The following is a 25,909-nucleotide window of genomic DNA, read 5'->3' on the forward strand; positions in this document are numbered from 1 at the left end:
CCCAAGGGCGTGCAGGCGCAGATCCAGGGCGACCAGCTGCGGGTGAGCGCGAAGAAGAAGGACGACCTGCAGGCGGTGATCCGGCTTCTCAAGGAGGCCGATCTCGACCTCCCTCTCCAGTTCACCAACTACCGCTAGTAGACCGCCCGTCGCCGGCGGCGCGTAGCGTTCGGGCGAGAGCGGCCCGCGGGCGGTCGATCGTCCGGGGCCAGGACGGAGGGGTGGTCTCCGGCGATGTCCGAACGCACCTGGACGCAGGCGCCGACCATCGGCCAGCGCGTACGAGCCGCCCGGACCCGGCAGGGCATGTCCCTGGCCCGGCTCGCCGACCTGACCGGCCTGACGAAGGGCTATCTGTCCCGGGTCGAGAACGGCGAACGGAGCCTGGACCGGCGCCGGACACTGCTTGACGTCGCCGACGCGCTCCGCGTGCCGGTCGCCGAGCTGACCGGCCAGCCGTACGCGGCTGAGACCCGCAGCGACCAGCTCGTCCGGGTCGCCGTCGCCGACGTCCGCGACGCCCTGCAAGGCACCGAGCTGGGCACGGCGTACGAGGAGCCCGGCCGCGACCTGGCCGCGCTGCGGCACCTGACCGACCGGGCGCTCCAGCTCAGCTGTGACTCCGCGTTCCCGGAGCTGGGACCTATGCTGCCGTCCCTGCTCACCGACCTGCACGGGCACTCCGCCACTGACGATGAGCAGACGGTCCGGCAGGCTCTACCGATTCTGGTCGATGTCCTCTACTGCGCGCAGTGGCTGTCGAAGTGCTCGGGCGAGAACGACCTCGCCTGGCTGGCCTCCGAACGTGCACTGGCCGCCGCCAGGGCCGCGGAGGAGCCGACCCTGGTGGGCTTCGCGCAGTACCTGCGAGCACAGTCGCTGCTGCGGGTCGGCGGCCGGGCCCGATTCCGGGCGGCGGCCGTGGCCCGGTCGGCCGCCGAGGACCTGCAGCCGGCCGCCGGACCGGGACCATCCGGTGAGGTATACGGAAGCCTGCACCTCACCGCGGCCTGGGCGCAGACTGTCGCCGGCCAGCCCACCCGCGCCGATGAACACCTGGTGGAGGCCGGCGAGACCGCCGCCCGGACCGGCAACGGGCAGGCCTTCCAGCTCTGGTTCGGACCGAACAACACCCGGGCCTGGTTGGTCAGCATGGCCGTCGAGCGCGGCGAGGGCGGCCGAGTACTGGAGATGGCCGCCGCCGTCGACCGGGCAGCGCTGCCGTCCCGCGGGCGGCGGGCGAACCACTGCGTCGACGTCGGCCGCGGGCTGGCTCAGGAGACGAAGACCCGGCCTCAGGCGATCGAGTGGTACCTGCGGGCCGAGCGTCTGGCGCCGATGCTCGTCCGGATGGATCCCTTCGTCCGGGAGTCGGTCGGCGATCTCCTCCACACCGAGGGCGGCGACCAGGTTCGTTCCCTGGCGCGACGAATGGGTCTCGTTCCTAGCGTGTGACCGATTGGGTTGCCCCAGGCAACCCTGCGACTTCGTAGCGTCCGCGGCATGCCTGATGACTCGAATGCGCGCACGAATCCTTACCAGTTCCCGGCCGGCCAGTGGGGCGGCGGCCGATGAGTGCGGCGGGCGAAGCGGCGTATCGGGCGGGGATCGGGCGGCGGTTGCGGATGCGGCGAGAGTGGCTGGCGCTCTCGCAGCAGGATGTTGCTGACAAGGCTGGGGTGAGTCGGAACTTCGTGTCGGCGATCGAGCGTGGTGCGCAGGGACTGGATGCGTGGCGGCTGCGCGCGGTCGCCGGCACGCTCGGCACCCGGCTCGACTGGTTGCTCCACGGCCCAGACGACCGGCTGACCAACCCGCCGCCGGAGGACCCGCGGTGACGGAGGAGGTCGTCGCCTGGCTGCTCACCGAGGGCGCCGAACTGCCGGGCGCGGTGACCGTGCTGGCCGTCGAGCGGGAGGCGGTCGGGCGGACCGTCGAGGTGCTCACCGACGGACCCGGCGGCCGGCTCACGTACGCCGCGGAGGAGCCGGTCGCGGTCGTACGAATGCCGGGCTAGCCGGTCCGGTGGAGGCGGCCGGCGGCGAGAACTTCCTTTCCGCGCGAGGAGAAGCCCGCCGTGCCCGGGAGAGTGGTGAGCACGGCGGGCTTCTGGTGCCGGGAAGTTCAGGCGATCGGGACGCCGGTTCCCCCGGTAGGTCGGTCCGTTGGTTGAGCACGGACGCCAGAGCCGAGGCGATGACGGCATGTAGTCGTACGACTACATGTAGTCAGGAGATACTCACTGAGAATCAGGCCGAGGGCGGAAAGCTAGAGGGCGTCCGCCAGTCGGAGGGCCGCCTCGAGCAGGAAGTAGTCGCCCCAGACGAGCTCGCCGCTGGCCGGCGGGTGGGCGCAGCCCTCGATCAGCCCGCCGTGCGGGCCGAGCAGGCCGGTCAGCGCGGTCACCGTGTCCGCCGCCGCCCGCCGGTAGCGGTCACCGCCGAGCAGGGCCAGCGCCGCCGCCGCGATCGCGCTGGCCGAGGTGTCCCGCAGCGTGCCCGGGTCGTCGAAGTCCCACCAGCTCACGAGGTCGGACGGGACGTGCGCCAGCCACCAGTCCGCGACCCGTGCAGCCGGCTCCTCGAACTCCGCCGACAGCACCGCGGCCTGCGCCAGCCCGAGCATCCCCCAGGCCTGCCCGCGGGCCCAGGTGCTCTCGGGCGTGACCCCGTTCAGCGAGGCCCGGGCGATCAGATTCCCGTCCGGCTCGTACGTCGCGGACTGGGCCACCGACCCGTCCTCCCGTACGCACAACGCCACGACCGCCCGCGCGTACGCCTCGGCCATCGGACGGAGCTCGACGTCCGAGCGGGAGGCCGCGAACGCCAGCAGGGGCACCGTCCCCGGGAGCCCGTCGACGACCACGCCCGGCCGGGGCCACCCGTACGCGGAGACGTCCTGCGCCCCGCAGGGCAGCACCCCGGCCACCGGGTCGAAGTCGGCCGCCAGCGACTCGGCCGCGGCGATCGACACCTCCGGGACGGCCAGGCCGTACCAGAAGAGCATGCCGCGCAGGATCGTCGGCGCCTGCGTCCGGGCGGCCAGCGGGGCGGCCGCGTCGACGGCGGCCCGCGCGTACGTCGCGTCGCCGGTCGCGATCCCGGCCAGCCGCAGCAGCCCGGGCCAGTAGCCACCGCTCCAGCTGCCGTCGGCCGTCCAGGTCCACTCGCCGGTCTCCGGATCGGCGGCTTCCGGGAAGCGGCCGCCCGACGGGGAACGGCCGCCCGACGGGGAACGGCCGCCCGACGGGGAGCGACCGCCCGACGGGGAGCGACCGGCCGAGGTCAGCAGCGTGGACCCGACCCGGTCGACGAGGGAGGAGACGAGATCCACCACGGGCCGCACCGTAGCGCGGCGGTAGGGTCTTCGGGTCGTCGGAACCGAGCGCTGAGGGAGAAACCTGCGGTGAAGGGGATCATTCTGGCCGGCGGGAGCGGGACCCGCCTGCACCCGCTCACGCGCAGCGTGTCCAAGCAGCTGTTGCCCGTCTACGACAAGCCGATGATCTACTACCCGCTGTCGGTGCTCATGCTGGCCGGCGTCCGGGAGATCCTGATCATCTCCACGCCGGTCGACCTGCCGATGTTCCGGCGGCTGCTGGGCGACGGCTCCGACCTCGGCCTCTCGCTGTCGTACGCGGAACAGCCCCATCCCAACGGCCTGGCCGAGGCGTTCGTCATCGGCGCCGACCACGTCGGCGACGACACCGCCGCGCTGGTCCTGGGCGACAACATCTTCTACGGCAACGACCTGGCCGAGATGCTGCAGCGCGAGGTCGCCGCCCTGGACGGCTGCACGCTGTTCGGCTACCAGGTCCGCGACCCGGAGCGGTACGGCGTGGCCGAGGCCGACGAGACCGGCAAGCTGCTCTCGATCGAGGAGAAGCCAGCCAAGCCGCGCTCGAACAAGGCCGTCACCGGGCTCTACCTGTACGACAACGAGGTGGTCGAGATCGCGCGGGGGCTGCGGCCCTCGGCCCGCGGCGAGCTGGAGATCACCGACGTCAACATGGCCTACCTGCACAAGGGCCGGGCCCGGCTGGTCGATCTCGGCCGCGGCATGGCCTGGCTCGACACCGGCACGCACGACAGCCTGCTGGAGGCCGGCCAGTTCGTGCAGATCCTGGAGCACCGGCAGAGCGTGCGGATCGCCTGCCTGGAGGAGATCGCGCTGCGGATGAACTTCATCGACGCGGACCAGGCGTACACGCTGGGCGAGGCGCTGGGGAAGTCGGCCTACGGGCAGTACGTCATGGAGATCGCGCAGGCCGTCCGGGACCGCTCAGCCTGAGCTCTCCCGGATCGCCAGGGTGTGCGGCGCGACGACCCGGCGCGGCGGCGGCGGTGAACCCGCGGCCAGCCGGGCCACCAGCAGGTCGACCGCGGTGCCGGCGATGAGGTCCTTGGCCGGCGAGACGGTCGTGAGCGCGGGCGTGCTGTAGCGCGCCTCCTCGACGTCGTCGAAGCCGACCACCGCCACGTCGTCCGGCACCCGGACGCCGGCCTCGTGCAGCGCCCGCAGCGCACCCAGCGCCAGCAGGTCGTTGAAGCAGAACAGGGCGTCGGGCCGGTCGGTCCCGGCCAGCAGGGCGCGCACGGCGGCGGCCCCGTCGGCCCGGTGCCAGGCCGCCGCCGGTACGGCCAGCGCCGGGTCGGGCTCCAGCCCGTGCTCGCGCAGGGCCTTGCGGTAGCCCTGCAGCCGCAGCCGGGCGCTCACCCCGGGCGCGGACCGCTGCACGCCGACCGCGGCGATCCGGCGGCGGCCGCGGTCCAGCAGGTGCGCGGTGGCGTCCTGGGCGGCCCGCACGTTGTCGACCGCGACCCGGTCGGCGACGTCGTGCCGGACCCGCTCGCCCAGCAGCACCAGCGGCACCCCGTCGACCCGGCCGTCGAGGTCGGACGCGGTCAGCGCGAGCGGGCTGAGGATGAGCCCGTCGATGAGGTGGGCCCGGATGCCGGCCGCGACCTGCCGTTCCCGGTCCAGCCGGCCCTCGGTCTCGTCGACCAGCACGGTCCAGCCGCGCGCGGCCGCGGCCCGGACGACATGGTGGGCGATCTCGGCGAAATACGGCGCGTGCAGCTCGGGCAGCGCCAGCGCGATCACCCCGGACCGGCCGTTGCGCAGGCCCCGGGCGGCGAGGTTGGGCACGTAGCCGAGGTCGGCCAGCGCGGCCTCGACCCGGGTCCGGGTCGCCGCGGTGACGTGCTCGTATCCGTTGACGACGTTGGAGACGGTCTTGACCGAGACGCCGGCACGCGCCGCGACGTCCTTCAGCCTGGTCCTGCTGCGCACGCGGCATCCCCCTCGGTCGCGACGGTAGCGCGCCAGCCCGGCTTTACAACGTTGCAAACAACGAGGTAAAACCTGTCCTGAACTCGGGAGGTGACCGTGGCCACAGCCCAGGGCGAGGCGCGGATCGTGCTCGACCCGGCGTTCCGCGTCGGTGCTGTCGACCGGCGGCTGTTCGGCTCGTTCGTCGAGCACATGGGTCGGTGCGTCTACACCGGCATCTTCGAGCCGGACCATCCCTCGGCCACCCCGGAGGGCTTCCGGGGCGACGTGCTCGCGCTGACCCGCGAACTCGGCGTGACGACCGTGCGCTACCCGGGCGGCAACTTCGTCTCCGGCTACCGCTGGGAGGACGGCGTCGGCCCGGTCGCGGACCGGCCGACCCGGCTCGACCTGGCCTGGCGGTCGGTGGAGACCAACGCGTTCGGCCTCAACGAGTTCCTGGACTGGGCCCGGGCGGCCGAGGTCGAGCCGATGCTGGCGGTCAACCTCGGCACCCGGGGCGTGCAGGAAGCCGCGGACCTCGTCGAGTACTGCAACCATCCCGGCGGCAGCGCGCTGTCCGACCTGCGCCGGGCCCACGGCGTGGACAAGCCCCACGACGTCCGGCTCTGGTGCTTGGGCAACGAGCTCGACGGTCCCTGGCAGGTCGGGCACAAGACGGCCGAGGAGTACGGCCGGCTGGCGGCCGAGACGGCCCGGGCGATGCGGCTGGTGGACCCGCGCATCGAGCTGGTCGCCTGCGGCAGCTCGGGCCGGTGGATGCCGACCTTCGGGGCCTGGGAGGCCACGGTCCTCGAGCACACGTACGAGCTGGTGGACTACATCTCGCTGCACGCCTACCACCAGGAGCACGAACAGGACGCCGACCCGCTCGGGGAGTTCCTGGCCGCGGCCGTGGACATGGACACCTTCATCGAGCAGGTCGTCGCGACCGCGGACGCGGTCGGCGCCCGGCTGCGCTCCCCCAAGAGGCTGCGGCTGTCCTTCGACGAGTGGAACGTCTGGTACCAGAGCCGGTTCGGCGGCGCCCAGTCACTGCCGTGGGCCCAGGCCCCGCGGCTGATCGAGGACGACTACTCGGCCGTGGACGCGGTCGTCGTGGGCTCGTTCCTGATCAGCCTGCTGCGGCACGCCGACCGCGTCGGCATCGCCTGCCAGGCCCAGTTGGCCAACATCATCGCGCCGATCCGGACCGAGCCGGGTGGCCCGGCCTGGCGGCAGAGCATCTTCCATCCGTTCGCCCAGGTCGCCCGGTACGCGCGCGGCGACGTGCTGCGGGTCGAGCCGGCCGCCCCCCGCTACGACACCGCCCGGTACGGCGAAGTGTCCACTGTGGACTCCGTCGCGACCCTGGACCCGGACACCGGCGAGCTGGTGGTCTTCGCCGTACACCGCGGCCGGGACGGTGACCGTCCACTTCGGATCGACCTGCGGGCCCTGCCGGGGCTGCGGGTGACCGAGCACCTGGTGCTCGGCGGCGAGCCGGACCGGTGGCGCGAGGTCAACGACGCCGGGACCCCCGACCGGGTGGCCCCGCGCCCGGGCTCCGGCGCCGCCGTGGCCGGGGACCACCTCACCGTCGCCCTGCCGCCGGTCTCCTGGACCGTCCTGCGCCTGGCGCCGCCCTCCGAGTGACCGCCCGTCCGGGTCGAGCCGCCGGCCCCATCCCCGCCCGCCGAAGGAGCCCCGATGACCGACTTCGACACCTCGCTCTTCCTCTCCCGCCGCCGGTTCCTCGCCCTCAGCGGCGGAGCCGGTGCCGCCGCGCTGCTGGCCGCGTGCGGCGGCACCAGCAGCCCGGTCACCGCCCAGGCCCCGGCCGGCGGCAACGGCGGATCCGCCTACAGCGGCCCGAACGTCTCCCTCGCCTTCTGGAACGGCTTCACCGGCGGCGACGGCACGTACATCAAGAAGATCGTGGACGACTTCAACAAGGCCACCCCGAACGTCAAGGTGACCATGAACGTCTACCAGTGGGCGGACTTCTTCCAGAAGGTGCCGGCCGCGGTGGCCAGCGGCAACGGCCCGGACGTCGGCGCCATGCACGTGGACGACATCCCGACCAACGCCGCCCGCAACATCATCGTCCCGATCGACGACGTGGCTCAGGCGCTCAAGCTGTCCGAGGCCGACTTCTCCCCGATCGTGTGGCAGGGCGGGGTCTACAAGGACAAGCGGTACGGCATCCCGCTCGACAGCCACTCCCTCGGCCTGTACTACAACAAGGCCGTCCTGCAGAAGGCCGGGCTGGACCCGGAGAAGCCACCGCAGACCGGCGACGACTACCTGGCCGCGCTGGAGCAGATCAAGGGCAAGGCCGGCGTGCAGGGCCACTGGATGACCCCGTTCCCGTTCACCGGCACGTTCCAGTTCGAGTCGCTGCTCTGGCAGTTCGGTGGTGAGCTGTTCGACGACGGCATCACCAAGGCCACGTTCGACTCGGACGCCGGCGTGCAGGCGCTGACCTGGCTGCGCAGCCTGGTGACCAAGGGCTACAGCCCGGCCAACGTCGGCCAGGATGCCGACTACATCGCGCTGAAGAACGGCCGGAATGCCTTCAACTGGAACGGGATCTGGCAGATCAACGACCTGGCCGGGATCTCGGGCCTGCAGTGGGGCGCGGCTCCGATCCCGAAGGTCGGCACCCAGAACGCGGTCTGGGCCAACTCCCACCAGTTCGTGGTGATGCGGCAGACCCGGCCCGACCAGAACAAGCAGGCGGCCGCCCGCTACTTCATCAACTACGTCAGCCAGCAGTCGCTGGAATGGGCCAAGAGCGGCAAGATCCCGGCCCGCAAGAGCGTGCTGGAGAGCGCCCAGTTCAAGGCCCTGGCCCCGGAGGCCCAGTTCGCCAAGCAGGTCGACTACGTCCACTTCCCGCCGCAGGCGCCGGGCATCGCCGACGCGCTCGCGCTGGTCGACACGGCGGTGAACCAGGCGATCCTGGGCAAGAAGCAGCCGGCCGACGCGCTGTCCGCCGCCGCCGCGCAGGCGACCAAGGTCGTGCAGGACAACGCGAAGAAGTACGGCGGCTGAGGTGGCCGCCGTCTCCAGCGGCGTGGAGCGGCCGGTCGAGTCCGAGCCCGAGGTCCTGTCCGCAGGACACCGGATCGCCCGGCACGGCAAGGCCACGCCGTATCTGTTCCTGGCCCCGTTCCTGGTTCTGTTCGCCGTCTTCATCGTGGCGCCGGCGGTCTACGGCATCTGGATCAGCCTGCACGACTACGACTTCCTGCTGCCGAACAAGCCCTGGGTCGGGCTGGCCAACTACCAGGACCTGTTCAGCCCGGGCGGCCGGGACGCGGGCGACTTCTGGCAGGCGATGAAGGCCACCGGCATCTTCACCGTCCTCAGCGTGCCGCTGCTCATGGTCGTGCCGCTCGCGGTGGCGCTGCTGCTCAACCGCTCCTTCCCGGGCCGGACGTTCTTCCGCGCGGTCTTCTTCACCCCGTACGTGCTCGGGGTGGCTGTGGTCGGGCTGCTCTGGCGCTACCTGCTGGACCCGAACATCGGCCTGGTCAACAGCTACCTCGACCAGCTCGGGATCCACCGCAACCTGCCGTGGACCACCGACCTGCCCTGGGCCTGGGTCTCCCTGGTCGGGATGACCGTCTGGTGGACGCTCGGCTTCAACGCGATCATCTACCTGGCCGGGCTGCAGGACATCCCGCCCGACCTCTACGAGGCGGCCGAGGTGGACGGGGCCGGCCGCTGGCAGCAGTTCCTCCACGTCACGCTGCCCGGGCTGCGGCCGGTGCTGCTGTTCGTGCTCACCGTGACGATCCTGAACTCGGCCAACATGTTCGGCCAGTCGTTCCTGGTGACGAAGGGCGCGCCGGGCAACGAGACCCGGACCGCGATCATGCTCATCGCCGAGACCGGGATGCGCAGCTTCCGGATGGGCACCGCGGCGGCGATGAGCTACGTGCTGGCGGTCGTGCTGCTGCTGGTCAGCCTGCTCAACTTCCGCCTCTTCCGGATCCGGGGGGAGTCGTCATGAGATCCCGCTCCTCGCTGCTCGGCCGCAGCGGCTTCTGGATCGCCGTCGCGCTGCTCACGGTGGTCTTCGTCGCGCCGCTGCTGTGGATGCTGAGCACGTCGCTGAAGACCAACCCGGACGCGACCCGGCAACCGCCGTCCTGGATCCCGGACCCGTTCACCACCTCCGGCTACCAGCCGCTGACCAACCTGACCTCGCAGACACCGGTGGTGCGCTGGTTCCTCAACAGCATCCTGGCCGCCAGCGGCAACGCGGCTCTCATCGTGGTGACCGCCGCGCTGGCCGCGTACGCCCTGGCCCGGCTGGACTTCCCGGGCAAGCGCTTCTTCTTCGGGCTGATCGTGGGGACGCTGTTCATCCCCGCGTTCCTGTTCCTGGTGCCGAACTACCTCATCATCGCCAAGTTCGGCTGGCTCGACTCGCTCTGGGCGCTGATCCTGCCCAGCGCCGGCGGCGCGTTCGGGGTCTTCTTCCTGCGCCAGGTGTTCCTCTCGCTGCCCCGGGAGCTGGAGGAGGCGGCGCTGCTGGACGGGGCCAACCAGTTCCAGATCTTCACCCGGGTGGTGGTCCCGCTGGCCCGCCCGGCACTGGCCACGCTGATCGTGCTGTCGTTCCTGACCAACTGGAACGACTTCCTCTGGCCGGTGTACGTGCTGTTCAGCCCGTCGAACTTCACGCTGCCGGCCGGGCTGTCGATCCTGCAGGGCGCGTACACCACGAACTATCCGGTGATCATGGCCGGCGCGGTGGTGGCCAGCGTCCCGGTGATCGTCCTGTTCATCGCCGCCCAGCGGCACGTCGTCGAATCGGTCGCCCGCAGCGGGCTGAAGGGGTGAGGAGCTTGCGTCTCTGGATGGCCGCCACGGCGGCGGCCGCACTGGTGCTCGGGCTCGGGGCGCCGGCCTCGGCCGCACCGCCGCTGGTCAACCCGGTCTCCTCCGGGTTCGCGGACACGTTCGCCGATCCGTCGGTGGTCCGCGGCGACGACGGCGCCTGGTACGCCTTCGCCACCAGCGACCCGCTGCGGTCTGGCACCGGCACCCCGGCCCTGATCCCGACCGCCCGCTCCACCGACCTCGTCACCTGGACCTCCGCCGGTTCGGTGTTCTCGGCCGCGAACCGGCCGGCCTGGGCCACGCCGACCTCCGGGCTCTGGGCGCCCGACATCCGCCGGCTGGGCGACCGCTGGCTGCTCTACTACGTCGTCACCGACACCACCCTGAACGAAGGCGACGACTCGGCCATCGGGGTCGCGACCGCGCCGTCGCCGGCCGGCCCCTGGACGGACTCCGGCGGCCCCGTGGTCGCGCCGCGGCCGGCCGACGGCGGCGGTTTCCTCTGGACCTTCGACCCGGCCCAGGTGACCGGTCCGGACGGCCGCCACTACCTCTTCTACGGCTCGTACTTCGGCGGCATCTTCGGGATCGAGCTGTCCGCGGACGGCCTGCACACCGTCGGGGCGGCGACCCGGATCGCGATCGACAACCGGTACGAGGGCGCGTACGTGATCCGGCACGGCGACTGGTACTACCTGATGGCGTCGGCCGCGAACTGCTGCGCCGGGCCGACGACCGGCTACAGCGTCTTCGCCGGCCGCTCCCGCAGCCCGCTCGGGCCGTACGTGGACGCCAACGGGGTGTCGCTGAACCAGTCCCGCGTCGGTGGCACGCCGGTGGTCAGCCAGAACGGCAACCGCTGGATCGGGGCCGGGCACAACGCGGTCGTCACCGACCTGGCCGGCCAGGACTGGTTCGCCTACCACGCGATCGACCGGAACAACCCGTACCTGGACGAGCCGTTCGGGATCAACCGGCGGCCGATGCTGCTCGACCGGCTGGACTGGATCGGCGGCTGGCCGGTGGTCCGGGCCGGGGCCGGACCGTCCGACGGACCGACCACCCCGCCGGTGACCGCATCGCTGCCGGCCGGGACCGCGCTGCCGGCCGACGTCCGGGTCCGCGGCCACGTCGGCGCCCACGCCGCCGTCGCGTTCGGACCGGCCGCTGGCGTCGTCCTCAGTGGCCGGACGCTGGCTGTCGTCAGCCGGGCCGGCGTGCGGTCGCTGACGCTGCCGACCGGCTACGACCCGGCCGGGCGGCACGAGCTCGACGTCCGGGTGGCCGGGCGGACGCTGACCGTCTCGGTCACCGACGCCGGGCTGGCCGATCCGTACCGGACGCTGACGGCGCAGCTGCCGGTCTCGGTGGCCGGCACCCGGGTGCTGCCGGCGGGTATCACCGACCTGACCGTCGCGCCGCTGGCCCGCCCGGTGACCCGGCCGCTGCCGCGGCCGCGGCCGGGCGCGACGCTGACCGAGGACGACTTCACCGGGACGGCACTGGACCCGGCCTGGCAGTGGGTGCGCCAGGACCCGCAGGCGACCGTCGCGGGCGGGGTGCTGTCCTGGCCGACCGAGGCCGCCGACCTCACTGGCACGGGCAACGACGCCGGGGTGCTGCTGCGGGCCGCGCCGGCCGGCGACTACCTGGTCGAGACGAAGGTGCACCTCGATCTCGGCGTCGACACGGTGCGCAACTTCGAGCAGGCCGGGCTCGTCGCATACCAGAGCGACGACTCGTTCGTCCGGGTCGGCGACGTGGCGATCTGGAACACCCGGCAGGTCGAGTTCGGTAAGGAGATGCCGTTCGCCGGGTCGACCTCGTACGGCGGGACACTGCTCGGCCCACCCGGCCCGACCACCTGGCTGCGGCTGGCCCACACGGTCGACCGGGCCACCGGCGAGCACCGGTTCCGGGCCGCGTCGAGCCCGGACGGGCAGCACTGGACCTGGGGCGGGACCTGGACGCTGCCCGCGGGTCCGGCGCCGCGGATCGGGCTGGTGTCGCACGGCGGGAACGTCCCGCCGGTGACGGCGGCGTTCGACTACTTCCGGGTCTCGACGCTGCGGTGAGGAAGCTCGCTGCCGTCCTGGTGGCGGCGGTCGCGGTGGGCGGGTGCGGCGGGACGGCCGCACCCGGTCCCGGGCCGGACGGATCCGTCGGGTCCACCGGTCCGACCGGGTCCGCCGGGCCGGCCGCGTCCGCCGGGTCCGGAGCCGGGTCGTTCAGCAACCCGGTGCACGCCGGCGACTTCCCGGATCCGGGCCTGCTCAAGGCCGGCGGCACCTGGTACGCGTACGGCACGAACGGGCCCGGCGGCACCGTGCCGCTGCTCAGCTCCCCCGACCTGGTGCACTGGACCGAGCGCGGCGACGCGATGCCACAGGTCGGCTCGTGGGCGACCACCGGCAACACCTGGGCGCCGGAGGTCTTCACGGTCGGCGGCCGGTACGTCCTGTACTACGTCGCCCGCTCCACCGGGACCGGCCGGCAGTGCATCGGGGTGGCCGAGGCGGCCGCGCCGGACGGACCGTTCACCGACCGGCGGCCGCAGCCGCTGATATGCGAGGCGGACGAGGGCGGCTCGATCGACCCCGATCCGTTCCGGGACGCCGACGGCTCGCTCTGGCTCTACTGGAAGAACGACGGCAACTGCTGCGGGCTGCCGGTACACCTCTACGGTCGTCGGCTGGCCGCGGACGGGCTGAGCCTGACCGGCTCCCGCCGCACGCTGCTCGGCAATACCGAGCCCTGGCAGGGCACGCTGATCGAGGCGCCGGAGATGGTCCGGCACGGTGCCGACCACGTGCTGTTCTACTCGGCCAACGCCTTCGACTCCGACCGGTACGCCGTCGGCTACGCGCTCTGCCGGACCGCCGCCGGGCCGTGCACCGACGCCGCCGGGCCGATCCTGCGCTCGAACGACGCCGCCGCCGGTCCCGGGCACTGTTTCGTCGTCACCGACGAGGCCGGTCAGACCTGGATGCTCTACCACGCGTGGGCGCCGGACGCGGTCGGCAGCACCGACCCCGGCCGGCAGCTGTGGCTGGACCGACTGGACTGGACCGGCGGCCGTCCAGTGGTCCGCGGACCCACCCCCGGTCCGCAACCGGCCCCAGCACCCTGACCCGGGTCGGCCCCGGCAGTCCCGAGGGACCGCCGGGGCCGAGTGCTGCCCCCGGGCTCTAGTACCGGCCGCGCTGGCGGGCCATCTCCTCCAGCCGGCGGATCCGCTCGTCCATCGGCGGGTGGGTCGAGAACAGCTTCGCCAGCCCCGTCGGCCGGAACGGGTTGGCGATCATCAGGTGGCTCTGGGCCACGATCCGGTCGTCCTGCGGCAGCGGCAGCGCCGCGATGCCGACGGCCAGCTTGCGCAGCGCGCTGGCCAGCGCCAGCGGGTCGTCGGTCAGCTCGGCGCCGGACGCGTCGGCCTGGAACTCCCGGCTCCGGCTGATTGCGAGCTGGATGATCGAGGCGGCGATCGGGCCGAGCAGGACCAGCAGCAGCATGCCGATCGCGCCGCCGGGGCCGTCGTCGTCGTCCCGGCCGCCGCCGAAGAACGAGGCGAAGATCGCCAGGTGGGACAGGAACATCACGACGCTGGCCAGCGCGCCGGCCACCGACGAGATCAGGATGTCGCGGTTGTAGACGTGCGAGAGCTCGTGGCCGAGCACGGCCCGGATCTCGCGCGGGGTCAGGAGCTGCAGGATGCCGTCGGTGAAGCAGACGGCCGCGTGCCGCGGGTCGCGACCCGTGGCGAACGCGTTGGGCTGGTTGGTCGGGCTCACGTAGATGCGCGGCATCGGCTGCCGCGCGTGGGTCGAGAGCTCGCGGACCATCGCGTAGATCTCGGGCGCCTCGGCCTCGCTGACCGGGCGGGCGCGCATCGAGCGCAGGGCGAGCTTGTCCGAGTTCCAGTACGCGTACGCATTCGTGCCGAGCGCGATCAGGAACCCGATGATGAGCCCGCCCCGGCCGAACAGGGCGCCGGCGCCGATGATGATCGCCGACAGCAGACCGAGCAACGCCGCGGTCTTCAGCCCGTTGAACTGACGGTGCACTGGGGCCTTCCTCACTGGGATCTCCGTACGCATGCCACAACGCTCCCCGAAGCGGCTGCGTTCCCCCTGTGAACCCGCCCTACGCCTGCTGTGAGGCCGTCGTTCGCTCCGGTCGGGCGGCCCCTGTCGGCGTCTTCCCTGCGCTCCCCTCGGGGTGACCGCCGCCATCAGCTGGCAGGCGCCCCGGTCCAGACGCCGCCGCGCCCCGCTCACTGTGAGGCCCTGACCTCCTTGGCCACCGGGCCGGCCGGGTCCAGCTCCGGCGGGGGCGGCACCGCGCCCAGCCACTCGCGCAGCTGGTCCTGCTCGTGGGTCAGCTCGGCGATGTCGCCGGTCGCGTACTCGTGCTCGGGCGACCAGAACAGCGCGTCGAACGGGCACACCTCGACGCAGATCCCGCAGTACATGCAGAGCGAGAAGTCGATCGCGAACCGGTCCAGCACGTTGCGTTGCCGGGGCCGGCCGCCGGGGACCTCGACGGTCTCCTTGTGCGAGTCGATGAAGATGCACCAGTCCGGGCACTCGCGCGCGCAGAGCATGCAGGAAGTGCAGTTCTCGGCCAGCAGCGCGATCACGCCCCGACTCCGGGCGGGCAACTCGGTCACGGCTGCTCCCAGTTCTCCGGTACGCCCAGCGGCCGCACCCGGCGGCGGGGCCGGTCCCCGCCCGGCTCCTTCTCCCCCGGCCAGTCCTTGACCACCCGCGCGGCCAGCACGAAATCCTTGCGGAGCGGGTGCCCCTCGAAGCCGTCCGGCAGCAGCAGCGGCGCCAGCGCGGGGTGGCCGTCGAAGCCGATCCCGAACATCTCGTACGTCTCCCGCTCGTGCCAGTCGGCGCCGGCGAAGACGCCGGTCAGCGTGGCCAGCCGGGGCTCGGCCCGGGGCACCCGGGTCCGGACCAGGGCCCGGTGGTGGTGGGTGGCCGAGTAGACCGAGAGGACCACCGCGAAGCCGGCGTCGAGCTCGTCGACCGCGGACAGCCAGTCGAAGCAGGACAGGTCCGCCGCCGGGTCGTCCCGGTACGTCGTCGCCGCGTCCACCCAGCGGGACGCCGGCACGTCGACGGTGAGCCGCCCGAACTCGGTCACCGGGGTCGCGCCCTCGACGAGCCCCGCGAGGCGGTCAGCCAACACGGCTTTCCAGTCGGCGCAGGCCGTCCAGCAGCGCCTCCGGCCGCGGCGGGCAGCCCGGCACGTACACGTCGACGGGGATCAGCTGGTCGACGCCCTTGGTCACCGAGTACGAGTCCCAGTACGGCCCGCCGCAGTTGGAGCAGGCGCCGAAGGAGATCACGTGCTTCGGCTCGGGCAGGCTCTCCCAGAGTGCCAGGATCCCCGGCGCCATCTTGTCGGTGAGCGTCCCGGCGACGACCATGACATCAGCCGGGCGCTCGCCGTCCACGGGGGCGGCCGCGCGCATCGAGGCGGCCACCACCTCGACCGCGCAGCAGGCAAGGCCGACGTCGAGGACCCAGAGGGTGTACGGACCTGCCGGAAACCGCGCCGCCACGCAGGGAGACTAGCCCCGGCCGGCCGGGTCGTCAGACCCGTCGGGGTTACGACCCACCGGAACGAGGCGTTTACTGGTCGATGGCCGACCCGCCCGGGTCGCCACCGCCACACGTTTCCCAGCGGCGCACTCGAACCAACGGAGGACGTGAGGCGTACCACATATGGTGGTGTGCGGTACGGAGATGATCCACAGGTTGTGACGGTACGCACGCGGGTACGGGATCGGCGTACTCAGCGGCAGGGAGGGCACGAGGCCATGTTGAGCGACCGCGAACAGCAGGAGCTGGTGCGCATCGAAGCGGGCCTGCGGGCCGAAGACAAGAACTTCGGGCGGGGGTTGCGCACAGGTCCCCGGATCGACCGGACCCGGCGTTGGCCGGCCCGCTCGCTGACCGGATTCGGCATCGCGCTCATCCTCATCGGGGCTCTGACCAGCACGGAGTCATTGATCCTGCAGGGCATCCTGTTCACCGGCATCGGCGTCGCGTGGATCCGCTGGCAGCTGGCGCGCTCCGCCCGCGCCGCCGGTCCCGGGGGCACGCCGGCCCGTCCGGCCGGTCGTCCCGACGGTCCCACCCCGGGGCGCGGCCAGCCCGTCTGACCCCGCCCGCGGCGGTCCGCACCACCACCTCGCAGGGCCTGGCCCGGTTGTTACGCCTGGGTGCTCTGACAAGCCCGTGTCATGTCATGAACCGACGCTGCCCTGGCTCTCCTCCGTACTATGGACAACGGCCCGGACCCACCCGCGGGGTCCGCCTCGGGAGGCAGCGCACATCATGCAGAAAGAGGTCAAGCGCCTCGATCGTGTCGTCATCCGTTTCGCCGGTGACTCCGGCGACGGCATGCAGCTGACGGGGGATCGGTTCACTTCGGAGACCGCGTCCTTCGGCAACGACCTGTCGACGCTCCCCAACTTCCCGGCCGAGATCCGGGCCCCTGCCGGCACCGTGCTCGGCGTCTCGTCGTTCCAGTTGCACTTCGCAGATCACGACATCATGACGCCGGGCGACGCCCCGGACGTGCTGGTGGCGATGAACCCGGCGGCGCTGAAGGCGAACCAGGGTGACCTGCCGGCCGGCGCGACCGTGATCGTGAACACCGACGAGTTCACCACCCGCTCGGTGACCAAGGCCGGCTACGCGTCGAACCCGATCGAGGACGGCTCGCTGTCCGCGTTCCAGGTCCAGGCCGTGCCGCTGACCTCGACGACGGTCCGGGCGCTGGCCGAGTTCGACATCTCCAAGAAGGACGCCGAGCGGGCGAAGAACATGTTCGCGCTCGGGCTGCTGTCCTGGATGTACAACCGGCCGACCGAGGGCACGATCACGTTCCTCGAGACGAAGTTCGCCCGCAAGCCGGAGATCGCGGCGGCCAACATCGCCGCCTTCCGCGCGGGCTACAACTACGGCGACACCACCGAGGCCTTCGCGGTCTCGTACGAGGTGAAGCCGGCCCCGCTGCCCCCGGGCAAGTACCGCAACATCTCCGGCAACCCGGCCCTGGCGTACGGGTTGATCGCGGCATCGCAGCTCTCGGGCCTGCCGCTGTTCCTGGGCGCGTACCCGATCACGCCGGCCAGCGACATCCTGCACGAGCTGGCCAAGCACAAGCGGTTCGGCGTGCGGACGTTCCAGGCCGAGGACGAGATCGCCGGTGTCGGGGCGGCGCTCGGCGCGTCCTTCGGCGGCGCGCTCGGCGTCACCACCTCCTCCGGCCCCGGGATCTCGCTGAAGTCGGAGACGATCGGCCTCGCGGTGTCGCTGGAGCTGCCGCTGGTGATCTGCGACATCCAGCGTGGCGGGCCCTCGACCGGGCTGCCGACCAAGACCGAGCAGTCCGACCTGCTGCAGGTGATGTTCGGCCGCAACGGCGAGGCGCCGGTCCCCGTGGTCGCGGCCAAGTCGCCGTCGGACTGCTTCTACACCGCGATCGAGGCGGTCCGGATCGCTCTGACGTACCGGACGCCGGTCTTCCTGCTCTCCGACGGCTACCTCGCCAACGGCTCCGAGCCCTGGCAGGTGCCCTCCGTCGAGGACCTGCCCGACCTGCACGTGGACTTCGCCACCGAGCCGAACGGGCCGGACGGCGAATACCTGCCCTACCTGCGGGACCCGGAGACGCTGGCCCGGCCGTGGGCGGTGCCGGGGACGCCGGGGCTGGAGCACCGCATCGGCGGCATCGAGAAGGCCGACAAGACCGGCTCGATCTCCTACGACCCCGACAACCACGACTTCATGGTCCGGACCCGGCAGGCCAAGGTGGACGGCATCGCCCGCTCGCTGCCGCCGCTGGAGGTCGAGGACCCGACCGGGGACGCGAAGGTGCTCGCGCTCGGCTGGGGCTCGACGTACGGGCCGATCGGGGCGGCCTGCCGGCGGGTCCGCCGGGAAGGGCTGCCGATCGCGCAGGCGCACCTGCGGCACCTCAACCCGTTCCCGGCCGACCTCGGCGACCTGCTGCGCCGCTACGAGCGGGTGGTCGTGCCGGAGATGAACCTGGGCCAGCTGGCGATGCTGCTGCGGGCCAAGTATCTCGTCGACGTGATCGGTTACAACCAGGTCCGCGGGCTGCCGTTCCGCGCGGCCGAGCTGGCCGAGGTGTTCAAGGGTGTGATCACGGATGTCTGAGCTGCCACTGCTGAAGGCGAAGGATTTCAAGACCGACCAGGAGGTCCGCTGGTGCCCCGGCTGCGGGGACTACGCGATCCTGGCCGCGGTGCAGGGCTTCATGCCGGAGCTCGGTGTCCCCAAGGAGGACATCGTCTTCATCTCCGGGATCGGCTGCTCGTCCCGCTTCCCGTACTACATGAACACGTACGGGATGCACTCGATCCACGGCCGGGCGCCGGCGATCGCGACGGGGCTGGCGTCCTCCCGGCCGGACCTCTCGGTCTGGGTCGTCACCGGGGACGGCGACGCGCTGTCCATCGGCGGCAACCACCTCATGCACGCACTGCGCCGCAACGCCAACCTCAAGATCCTGCTGTTCGACAACCGGATCTACGGGCTGACCAAGGGGCAGTACTCGCCGACCTCCGAGATCGGCAAGATCACCAAGTCCACGCCGATGGGGTCGCTGGACAACCCGTTCAACCCGATCTCGCTGGCGATCGGGGCCGAGGCCTCGTTCGTCGCGCGGACGATGGACTCCGACCGCAAGCACCTGCAGGGCGTGCTGCGGGAGGCGGCGGCGCACCCGGGGACCGCGCTGGTGCAGATCTACCAGAACTGCAACATCTTCAACGACGGCGCGTTCGACCTGCTCAAGGACGCCGGCACCCGGGACGACTGGACCATCCGGCTCGCCCACGGGCAGCCGATCCGGTTCGGGAAGGACGACGCCAAGGCGGTCGTCCGGGACCCGGCCAGCGGCGGGCTGTCGGTGGCGGAGGACGTGCCGGCGGATGACCCGCGGGTGGTCGTGCACGACGCGCACAATCCCGACCCGTCGTACGCGTTCGCACTGTCGCGGCTGTCGGGGACCGACCTGCGGTACACGCCGATGGGGGTGTTCCGCTCGGTCGAGCGGCCGACGTACGACCGGATGATGAACGACCAATTGGACGAGGCGCGCGCGAAGGGTGAGCCGGACCTGGCCACCCTCCTCGGCGGCGCCGACACCTGGACCGTCTACTAGAAGCCCCGCGCTAACGGCCCGGCCCCTCCCACGGGGCCGGGCCGGTCTGGTTCCTGGCCGCTGCACCTCGCCGCCTCGGCCTGGCCGCCGGGTCTCGGTCGAGGCTGAGCCGCCGGGCCGGCCGGGCCGGCGGCACTCCCGGTCGAGGCTGGGCCGCCGGGCCGACCGGGCCGGCGCCGCTCCCGGGCGGCCGCCGACCCGTTGCGGTCGCGGGCCGGAGTGGGATGAGTACGGTTCCGGCGTGGTTGCGTTGAGTGCCGTCGAGCGGCGGCTGGTCGACGCGGTCACGGCCGGTGAGCAGCTCGACCTCCGGACGGCCGAGGAGCGCGAGATCCGGGCCGGCCTCGTGCGCGACGTCCTGCTCGGCGCGCACGGCCGGGTCGACGCCCGCGGCCTGCAGCTGCGCGGCGCCACCCTGACCGGCACCCTCGACCTGGACGGCCTGCACACCACGGCGCGAGTACGCCTGCGCGACTGCGTCCTGCCCACGGGCGCGGTATTGCGCGGCGCCGCCCTGCCGATGCTCGACCTCGGCGGCTGCACGGTCTCCGGGCTGCTCGCCGACGACCTGGTCGTCGACGGCTCGGTCCTGCTCTGGCGCGGCTTCACCGCCAACGGCCTGGTCAGCTTCGTCGGCGCCCGGATCGGCGGGAAGCTCGACCTCACCCACGCCCGGCTGGCCGGCGGCTCCGGCGGGGCCGCGCTGGTCGCCGACCGGATCACGCTCGGCGGCGACCTGCTGCTGGACGACGCGGTCGGCACCGGCGGCGCGGTCGCCGGCACCCTGCAGCTGGTCGGCGCCCGCGTCGCCGGCCGGCTGTCGGCCCGCCGGATCTGGCTGACCAACCCGGCCGGCCCCGGCCTCAACGCCGCCAACCTGCACGTCACCGACATGGTCGACCTCAGCCGCGGGATCGAGGTGCACGGCGCCGGCCCGGACGGCGCGGTCCGGCTGGTCGGCGCCCGGGTCGGCTCGATGTCACTGGGCCGGGCCCGGCTGGAGAACCCGTCCGGCTGGGCCCTGTCCGCGCACTACCTCGACGTCGGCGGCACGCTCTATCTCGACCGGATCACCGCGGTCGGCGGGCTGCGGCTGTCCGGCAGCCGGGTCGGCGGCCAGATCGACCTGCACGAGACCGAGGTGGACGGCGGCGAGCGGTCCGCGATCGCCGGACTCCGGTTGCAGGTCGCGCAGGGGGTCCTGCTCGACGGCGCCAGGCTCACCGCGGCCGGCACGGACCCGACGCTGAACCTGCGCTCGACCCGGATAGCCGGCGACCTGGAGATGCGCGGCACCCGGGTCAGCCATCCGAGCGGCACCGCGATCCGGCTGAACACCGCGACCGTCGAGGGCCGGGTCGCGATGTCCGAGACCGAGATCGAGTCCGGCGAGCTCGACCTGCGCGACTCCTCGGTCGGCACGCTCTACGACGACCCGGCCCGCGCGAAGGGCGCGGTCGAGGTGAACGGGCTGACGTACCGGGGGATGCCGGGGCATCCCGGGGTGACCGTGGAGCAGCGGCTGCGCTGGCTGGAGCGGATGCCGGCCTACGCTGCCCAGCCGTACCGGCAGCTGTCTGCCGCGTACCAGGGCGCGGGGCACGAGGACGAGGCACGGCGGGTGCTGGTCGCGCAGCAGAGTCACCTGCATCGCACGCTGACCGGCTGGAGCCGGACCCGGCACCGGTGGTTCGGCCTCACCCTCCAGTACGGCTACCAGCCCGGTCGCGCGGTCGCCCTGCTCATCGCGGTGCTCGGGGTGGCGATCGGGCTGTTCCTGTCCCTCGGCGGCGGGACGCAGCTGCCGGCCGGCGGCCCGTGCCCGGTCGTCGACCGGGTCGGGCTCGCGGTGGACGCCGCCATCCCGCTGGTCTCCACCGGCGCGGCCGACCGCTGCCAGCTGGCCACCGCGACCGGCGCGGGGCAGGCGCTGGCCGCGGCGGGCTGGATCCTCACGCTGCTCGGCTGGGCGTCGGCGACGCTGGTCGTCGCCGGCTACTCCGGCTGGGTCCGCCGCCGCTGACCGCCGGACGCCACCCCGTTCCGGAGCGCCGCCCAGGTGGGCGCCGGCTCGTTCTGGAGCGCCGCCCAGGTGGGCGCCGGCTCGGTTCTGGAGCGCCGCCCGGGTGGGCGCCGGCTCGGTCCGGCGCCCGCTCGGGTCAGTTCACGTCGAGGTGGGACAGCGCCGTGCCGTCCGGGCTCACGACCTCGAGCGACTGGATCTTGTCGCGGGACATCGGCGCGACGACCTGCGATTCGTACGTCTCGGTGCCCCAGACCGGCCAGGAGCCCAGCCACTGGGCCTTGCCGCCGCCCTTGGGGATCAGCCGCAACCCGTACTGATGCTGCTTGCCGTCGACCGGCCCGGTGTACTGGCAGATCATGGTGATCTTCGTCCCGCCGGGCACGTCGGTGAGCGTCGCCTGCGCCTTCACCGGCAACGCGGAGGTCGGGGTGAAGATCTGCGGGGTCTGCACCGGCGGGGGCGCCGCCACCACGGCGGCGGGCGAGTCGATGACGGACTCCGTCACCACGACGCTGCCGGCCGCGGTCACCAGCGCGGCCGCGATGCCCACGACGAAGGCACGACGGCGCCGGACGGTGCGCTGCACCCCGGCCGCACGCATCAGCGACGGCAGCACGGACACCGGTGCGGGCGGCTCCGGAGCTCCCTCGAGCACCGCGGGCAGCTCTCCGGCCGGCAGCCGGGACAGCAGACCCGGGAGGCCGGCGAACTCGCGGACCTCGGCCTGGCACTGCGAGCACGTGGCCAGGTGCTCCTCGAACGCCCGACGGTCCTCCGGCGGCAACGCGCCGAGGACGTAAGGGCCGGCGTCGTATGTGTATCGGTCCGTCATGCCGTCACCCCTCTCTCCTCCAGCGCGAGCCGCAGAGCCCGCAACGCGTAGTACGTCCTCGACTTCACCGTGCCGGTGGGGATCCCGAGCCGATGGGCCGCCTGGGCGACGCTGCAGCCGCGGTAGTAACACTCCAGCAGCACTTCCCGATGCTGCTGGCTGAGCTGTCTCAGGGCGTCGGCGACCAGCCAGGACTGCACCGCGGCGTCCGCGTGGTCCGGGCTGGCCAGCTCGGGCACCTCGTCGGTGACCACCTCGGGCCGGACCTTGCGGGCCCGCCACTCGTCGATCAGCACGTTACGGAGAGTGGTGAACAACCACGGGCGCGGAGAACCGCGCTCCGAGTCCATCACCTCCGGGTGCTTCCACGCCCGCAGCAACGTCTCCTGCACGGCGTCCTGCGCCCGCCCGGCGTCACCGCCGGTCAACCGCATCGCATAGCCCCACAGTGCCGGGGCGTGCTCGTCGTGCAGCAACCGCAGCACCTGCTCATCGGCGCTCACCAGCTCACACCTCCCCGGCTCCGTCCTCTAGCTACGGCACACGCCGCGCCCCGGTTCAGTGTTGTCGAACCGGTCACGTCCACGCCGTACCGGTTACTCGGAGTGAACCAGGGCACGGAATGAGCCGTGATGCCGGGCATGAACCGACTTCTCCGGCTCGCCGCGGCCGCGGCGGCTGTTGCCATTGCCATCGCGGCCTGTTCGTCCGGCGACGACTCGTCGGGCGCCGCGGCGCCCAGCGTCGCCACGACGACCAGCGCGACAACGGCCCCGCCCACCAGCGCGCCGGCGGGCGGCGAGAGCAGCAGTTCGGCCGACGACAACGGCGGCGGCGCCACCACCGGCACGATCACGATCCTGAACTTCGCGTTCGGCAGCCCGCTCACGGTCAAGCCCGGCGCCATGATCACGGTGACCAACCAGGACGTCGCGGCCCACGACGTGTCGTCCGACGACGGCAAGTTCAAGACCCCACTGCTGCAGAAGGGCGAGACGGCGACCTTCGCGGCGCCGGCCGAGCCCGGGACGTACAAGTTCAGCTGCACGGTGCACGCGAACATGACGGGCATCGGCACGCTGACCGTGCACGGCTGACCTCTCTCCGGGGAATCCCGGCTCCCGTCCCGGGAGCCGGGGTTTCCGTACCCCACCCCCGACGCTGGCAGGATGACATGGTGGCCTCCGACGACGTCTCCCGCCGCCTGGACGAGGTCCGCGGGTCGACCGACAGCCTGCTGACCGCGCTGCAGGAACGGACCCCGACCGACGCCTGGGCCGGCCGGCCGTCGCTGCTGCCGGGCTGGACCCGGGGGCACGTGCTGAGCCACCTCGCCCGCAACGCCGACGCGATGGTCCGGACGCTGGCCGGCACCGTCCGCGGCGAGAGGATCCCGATGTACGACGGCGAGGAGTCCCGGGCCGCCGACATCGAGGCCGGCGCCGGCCGGGACCCGGCCGAGCTGGTCGCGGACGTGGTCGACAGCGCCCGCCGGCTGGACGAGACCTGGGCCGCGCTGTCGGACGCCGACTGGCACGGCGACGCGGTGACCCGGACCGGGCCGATGCCGGCGCTGCGGCTGATCGGGACCCGCTGGCGCGAGGTCGAGATCCACCGCGTCGATCTCGCCGACAGGTACGGCCCCGGCGACTGGCCGGCCTCCTTCGTCGCCCCGCTGCTGCCCTCGCTGCTGGACCCGGACCGGATCGGGCCGCGGCTGCCGGCCGGGCTCACCGTCGAGGTGGTGAACACCGACTCGGGCCAGCGCTGGCTGGTCGGGGCGTCCGTGCCGGCGCCGGCCGGCACCGCCCGCTCGGCCCGGGCCGCCGCCGTCCGGGCCGCCGCGCCGCCGCCGGTCCGCGTGGTCGGCCCGTCCTGGGCCCTGGTCGGCTGGCTGCTGGGCCGGCCCGCCGTGGTCCGGCCCGAGCTCGGCGACCCGCCGGTGCTGCGGCCCTGGAACTGACTAGGCCGCCCGCTCCTGGGTAGGGCTCAGAACGTCCGTCGGGGACCGGACGACGCTGAGGGTGGCCATGACCGTACGGAACTGGGCCGTGGGAGTGCTGACGACGGCCGCCGTGGTCGGCGGGATCGTGCTCGTGCAGTCCGGCCCGGGCCAGGGTGTGCTCCCGATCGCGCGGCACAGCAGCGCGGTGCCGGCGGCCCCGGACGGTCCCGGATTGCCCGCGCCGGGTGAGGCCGGGGCGGCGGCGCCGACCGCCGGCACCGTGCACCAGGCGCCGGCCGTGGTCCGACCGGCCGCGACCGTGGCGCGGGCGCCCGGTCGGGACGACCACTCCGGCAAGGGCAAGTCCGCCGAGGACTCCGGCAAGCGCAAGTCCGACGGTAAGGGCAAGGGCTCCGGGGACGACCACGGCTCCATTGACGGCAAGGGCAAGGGCGGCTCGGACGACTGACCCCACCGCCGGCCGGCCGGTCGCCGGCCCGGCCGGCTCGGGCGCCTCAGTCGTTGGGGAGGGCGGTGCGCTCGGCCGCGGCGCGCAGGTCCGTCGCCTGCGCGTCGAGATCGGCCCGGGCCGGCCGTCCCGGCTTGTAGTTCAGCTTCACCCCGTCGCCCTTCCAGCGCGGGATCACGTGCAGGTGCAGGTGCGGCACCTCCTGGAACGCCGCGGCCCCGTCGGCGACGAAGAAGTTGACCCCGTCGCAGCGCAGCGGGGACCGGCGCAGCGAGGCCGCCATCCGCTGCCCGACCCGCCAGAGGTGCGCGCCGACGTCCGGGTCCAGCTCGGCCAGCGACTCCACGTGCGTCCGCGGCACGACGAGCAGGTGGCCCGGCGTCATGGGCGCGATGTCGAGGAAGACGACCGCGGTCGGGTCCGCGTACGCCACGCTGGCCGGCGCGAGGCCGGCCACGATCCGGCAGAAGACACAGCTCACACCGGCCAGCTTTCCAGGTTTATCCCGCCGTTGAGGTTCGGCTGGGGCGGCGTTGTCCCCGCCCGGCCGACAGTGGTCCCTGTCAGCAGTGAACACGATTGACGGAGGACGGACACATGCGGTTTGCGAAGACGTGGGCAGTGGCGGCCAGTGCCGCGACGGTGCTCGGTGCGCTTGGTGTCGGGGTCGGCGTGGCGCAGGCCGCGGGCAGTGCGTCCCCGCAGGTCCGCCCGGCGGCGGCGGTTGCACCGGCGACGACCAGCCGGGAGGCGGAGGCCCGCGGGCGGGTCGCCGAGGGTGAGGCGCCCCGGGGCGCGGACACCGCGCACGACCGGGCCGAGGCGGCGGCGAAGGCCGCTGCTGCGAAGACGGCGGCCGCGAGGAAGGCCACGGCGGCCAAGGCTGCTGCGGCCAAGAAGGCGGCCACGGCCCGGCACGAGGCCGAGGCGCGTGGACGGGTTGCCGAGGGCGAGGGTCCCCGGGGCGCGGACAACGCGCACGACGTGACCGAGGCCCGCGGGCGGGTTGCCGAGGGCGAGGGTCCCCGGGGCGCGGACAACGCGCACGACCGGACCGAGGCCCGCGGCCGCGTCGCCGAGGGTGAGACCGGGCACGGCGGCGGCTCCGGTCGCGGCGGCGCGGACGACCGCGGCCGCGACGACCACGGTTCCGGTGGTCACGGCTCCGACGACTGAGCCGGGCCACGCCCGGACGGGTGGGGGGACCGCAGAACAGCTCACGGAGGCGGAGGGCCGAGCCAGACCACCGCGCGCAGCCCGGACGGGTACGCCGCGGACAGGTCGAGCCGGCCCCCCGCC

General features: G+C 73.0%; 28 protein-coding genes. 19 read left to right on the top strand and 9 right to left on the bottom strand.

What is annotated here, in order from left to right; all coding sequences use genetic code 11:
* The 4 genes from VGP36_18000 to VGP36_18015 all read left to right on the top strand — a co-directional run.
* On the top strand, positions 1-138 hold a 138-nt coding region (locus VGP36_18000; protein HEV7656610.1), incomplete at its 5' end, for a DUF520 family protein.
* Positions 139-234: 96 nt separating this feature from the next.
* Entirely contained in the window at positions 235-1,455 is a 1,221-nt protein-coding gene (locus tag VGP36_18005) for a helix-turn-helix transcriptional regulator (protein ID HEV7656611.1), read from the top strand.
* A gap of 116 nt (positions 1,456-1,571) precedes the next feature.
* The gene (locus VGP36_18010) at positions 1,572-1,838 is read left to right on the top strand and encodes a helix-turn-helix transcriptional regulator (protein ID HEV7656612.1); all 267 of its coding nucleotides are present in this window, start codon (positions 1,572-1,574) and stop codon (positions 1,836-1,838) included.
* On the top strand, positions 1,835-2,017 hold the full coding sequence (locus tag VGP36_18015; protein HEV7656613.1) for a hypothetical protein: 183 nt from the start codon (positions 1,835-1,837) through the stop codon (positions 2,015-2,017). The genes VGP36_18010 and VGP36_18015 overlap by 4 nt, the downstream gene beginning before the upstream one ends.
* 251 nt (positions 2,018-2,268) lie before the next feature.
* Here VGP36_18015 and VGP36_18020 read toward each other — a convergent pair whose 3' ends face one another.
* Positions 2,269-3,336 carry a glucuronyl hydrolase gene (locus VGP36_18020; protein HEV7656614.1) on the bottom strand — a complete coding sequence of 356 codons (1,068 nt, stop codon included), beginning with the start codon at positions 3,334-3,336 and terminating at the stop codon, positions 2,269-2,271.
* A 69-nt stretch (positions 3,337-3,405) separates the two neighbouring features.
* Between VGP36_18020 and rfbA the strand changes: the two genes are divergently transcribed.
* On the top strand, positions 3,406-4,290 hold the full coding sequence (gene rfbA / locus VGP36_18025; protein HEV7656615.1) for a glucose-1-phosphate thymidylyltransferase RfbA: 885 nt from the start codon (positions 3,406-3,408) through the stop codon (positions 4,288-4,290).
* Here the strand turns inward: rfbA and VGP36_18030 are convergent.
* Positions 4,282-5,292: a LacI family DNA-binding transcriptional regulator gene (locus VGP36_18030; GenBank protein HEV7656616.1), complete on the bottom strand. Its 1,011-nt coding sequence runs from the start codon at positions 5,290-5,292 to the stop codon at positions 4,282-4,284. The genes rfbA and VGP36_18030 overlap by 9 nt on opposite strands.
* 90 nt (positions 5,293-5,382) lie before the next feature.
* Here VGP36_18030 and VGP36_18035 point away from each other — a divergent pair, with 90 nt between their 5' ends.
* Genes VGP36_18035 through VGP36_18060 form a run of 6 tightly spaced genes read left to right on the top strand, consistent with a single transcriptional unit; the run spans position 5,383 to position 13,258 of the window.
* On the top strand, positions 5,383-6,927 hold the full coding sequence (locus tag VGP36_18035) for an alpha-N-arabinofuranosidase (protein HEV7656617.1): 1,545 nt from the start codon (positions 5,383-5,385) through the stop codon (positions 6,925-6,927).
* Between the two features lie 54 nt (positions 6,928-6,981).
* Positions 6,982-8,328 (top strand): ABC transporter substrate-binding protein, encoded by a 1,347-nt coding sequence (locus VGP36_18040; GenBank protein ID HEV7656618.1) that lies wholly within the window; start codon positions 6,982-6,984, stop codon positions 8,326-8,328.
* A gap of 1 nt (position 8,329) precedes the next feature.
* A complete protein-coding gene (locus VGP36_18045; protein HEV7656619.1) occupies positions 8,330-9,292 on the top strand; it encodes a sugar ABC transporter permease in 963 nt (320 codons plus the stop codon).
* Positions 9,289-10,128, top strand: a complete 840-nt coding sequence (locus VGP36_18050) for a carbohydrate ABC transporter permease (protein ID HEV7656620.1) — start codon at positions 9,289-9,291, stop codon at positions 10,126-10,128. The genes VGP36_18045 and VGP36_18050 overlap by 4 nt, the downstream gene beginning before the upstream one ends.
* The gene (locus VGP36_18055; GenBank protein ID HEV7656621.1) at positions 10,125-12,203 is read left to right on the top strand and encodes a family 43 glycosylhydrolase; all 2,079 of its coding nucleotides are present in this window, start codon (positions 10,125-10,127) and stop codon (positions 12,201-12,203) included. Before VGP36_18050 ends, VGP36_18055 begins: the two co-directional genes overlap by 4 nt.
* The gene (locus VGP36_18060) at positions 12,200-13,258 is read left to right on the top strand and encodes a glycoside hydrolase family 43 protein (GenBank protein HEV7656622.1); all 1,059 of its coding nucleotides are present in this window, start codon (positions 12,200-12,202) and stop codon (positions 13,256-13,258) included. The genes VGP36_18055 and VGP36_18060 overlap by 4 nt, the downstream gene beginning before the upstream one ends.
* A gap of 58 nt (positions 13,259-13,316) precedes the next feature.
* On the opposite strand, the gene htpX is transcribed toward VGP36_18060, so the two are convergent.
* The 4 genes from htpX to nuoB form a co-directional block, all read right to left on the bottom strand.
* On the bottom strand, positions 13,317-14,192 hold the full coding sequence (gene htpX, locus VGP36_18065) for a zinc metalloprotease HtpX (GenBank protein HEV7656623.1): 876 nt from the start codon (positions 14,190-14,192) through the stop codon (positions 13,317-13,319).
* 209 nt (positions 14,193-14,401) lie between these two features.
* Positions 14,402-14,797, bottom strand: coding sequence for a 4Fe-4S binding protein (locus VGP36_18070; GenBank protein ID HEV7656624.1), 396 nt, complete (start codon positions 14,795-14,797; stop codon positions 14,402-14,404).
* Positions 14,794-15,324, bottom strand: coding sequence for an NADH-quinone oxidoreductase subunit C (locus tag VGP36_18075; GenBank protein ID HEV7656625.1), 531 nt, complete (start codon positions 15,322-15,324; stop codon positions 14,794-14,796). Before VGP36_18075 ends, VGP36_18070 begins: the two co-directional genes overlap by 4 nt.
* Complete coding sequence (nuoB, locus tag VGP36_18080; protein HEV7656626.1) at positions 15,314-15,700, bottom strand: NADH-quinone oxidoreductase subunit NuoB; 387 nt, start codon at positions 15,698-15,700, stop codon at positions 15,314-15,316. Before nuoB ends, VGP36_18075 begins: the two co-directional genes overlap by 11 nt.
* Before the next feature lie 258 nt (positions 15,701-15,958).
* Here nuoB and VGP36_18085 point away from each other — a divergent pair, with 258 nt between their 5' ends.
* The 4 genes from VGP36_18085 to VGP36_18100 all read left to right on the top strand — a co-directional run bounded on the left by VGP36_18085 (position 15,959) and on the right by VGP36_18100 (position 21,361).
* Positions 15,959-16,303, top strand: a complete 345-nt coding sequence (locus VGP36_18085; protein ID HEV7656627.1) for a DUF3040 domain-containing protein — start codon at positions 15,959-15,961, stop codon at positions 16,301-16,303.
* A 175-nt stretch (positions 16,304-16,478) separates the two neighbouring features.
* A complete protein-coding gene (locus VGP36_18090) occupies positions 16,479-18,329 on the top strand; it encodes a 2-oxoacid:acceptor oxidoreductase subunit alpha (GenBank protein ID HEV7656628.1) in 1,851 nt (616 codons plus the stop codon).
* A complete protein-coding gene (locus VGP36_18095) occupies positions 18,322-19,338 on the top strand; it encodes a 2-oxoacid:ferredoxin oxidoreductase subunit beta (protein HEV7656629.1) in 1,017 nt (338 codons plus the stop codon). The genes VGP36_18090 and VGP36_18095 overlap by 8 nt, the downstream gene beginning before the upstream one ends.
* A 241-nt stretch (positions 19,339-19,579) precedes the next feature.
* Entirely contained in the window at positions 19,580-21,361 is a 1,782-nt protein-coding gene (locus VGP36_18100) for a hypothetical protein (GenBank protein HEV7656630.1), read from the top strand.
* A 136-nt stretch (positions 21,362-21,497) separates the two neighbouring features.
* On the opposite strand, the gene VGP36_18105 is transcribed toward VGP36_18100, so the two are convergent.
* Together VGP36_18105 and VGP36_18110 are read right to left on the bottom strand one after the other, a co-directional pair.
* Complete coding sequence (locus VGP36_18105) at positions 21,498-22,196, bottom strand: zf-HC2 domain-containing protein (GenBank protein HEV7656631.1); 699 nt, start codon at positions 22,194-22,196, stop codon at positions 21,498-21,500.
* Entirely contained in the window at positions 22,193-22,699 is a 507-nt protein-coding gene (locus VGP36_18110; protein ID HEV7656632.1) for a sigma-70 family RNA polymerase sigma factor, read from the bottom strand. The genes VGP36_18105 and VGP36_18110 overlap by 4 nt, the downstream gene beginning before the upstream one ends.
* 138 nt (positions 22,700-22,837) lie before the next feature.
* Here VGP36_18110 and VGP36_18115 point away from each other — a divergent pair, with 138 nt between their 5' ends.
* The 3 genes from VGP36_18115 (at position 22,838) to VGP36_18125 (ending at position 24,610) form a co-directional block, all read left to right on the top strand.
* Entirely contained in the window at positions 22,838-23,293 is a 456-nt protein-coding gene (locus VGP36_18115; GenBank protein ID HEV7656633.1) for a cupredoxin domain-containing protein, read from the top strand.
* A gap of 77 nt (positions 23,294-23,370) precedes the next feature.
* Entirely contained in the window at positions 23,371-24,159 is a 789-nt protein-coding gene (locus VGP36_18120) for a maleylpyruvate isomerase family mycothiol-dependent enzyme (GenBank protein HEV7656634.1), read from the top strand.
* Between the two features lie 67 nt (positions 24,160-24,226).
* Positions 24,227-24,610 (top strand): hypothetical protein, encoded by a 384-nt coding sequence (locus VGP36_18125; GenBank protein ID HEV7656635.1) that lies wholly within the window; start codon positions 24,227-24,229, stop codon positions 24,608-24,610.
* 46 nt (positions 24,611-24,656) lie between these two features.
* Here VGP36_18125 and VGP36_18130 read toward each other — a convergent pair whose 3' ends face one another.
* Positions 24,657-25,091, bottom strand: coding sequence for an HIT family protein (locus tag VGP36_18130; GenBank protein HEV7656636.1), 435 nt, complete (start codon positions 25,089-25,091; stop codon positions 24,657-24,659).
* 116 nt (positions 25,092-25,207) lie between these two features.
* On the opposite strand from VGP36_18130, the gene VGP36_18135 reads away from it, so the two are divergent.
* Positions 25,208-25,786, top strand: coding sequence for a hypothetical protein (locus VGP36_18135; protein ID HEV7656637.1), 579 nt, complete (start codon positions 25,208-25,210; stop codon positions 25,784-25,786).
* The last annotated feature ends 123 nt before the right edge of the window (positions 25,787-25,909 follow it).

The organism is Mycobacteriales bacterium, assembly GCA_035995165.1.
Taxonomy (GTDB): domain Bacteria; phylum Actinomycetota; class Actinomycetes; order Mycobacteriales; family CADCTP01; genus CADCTP01.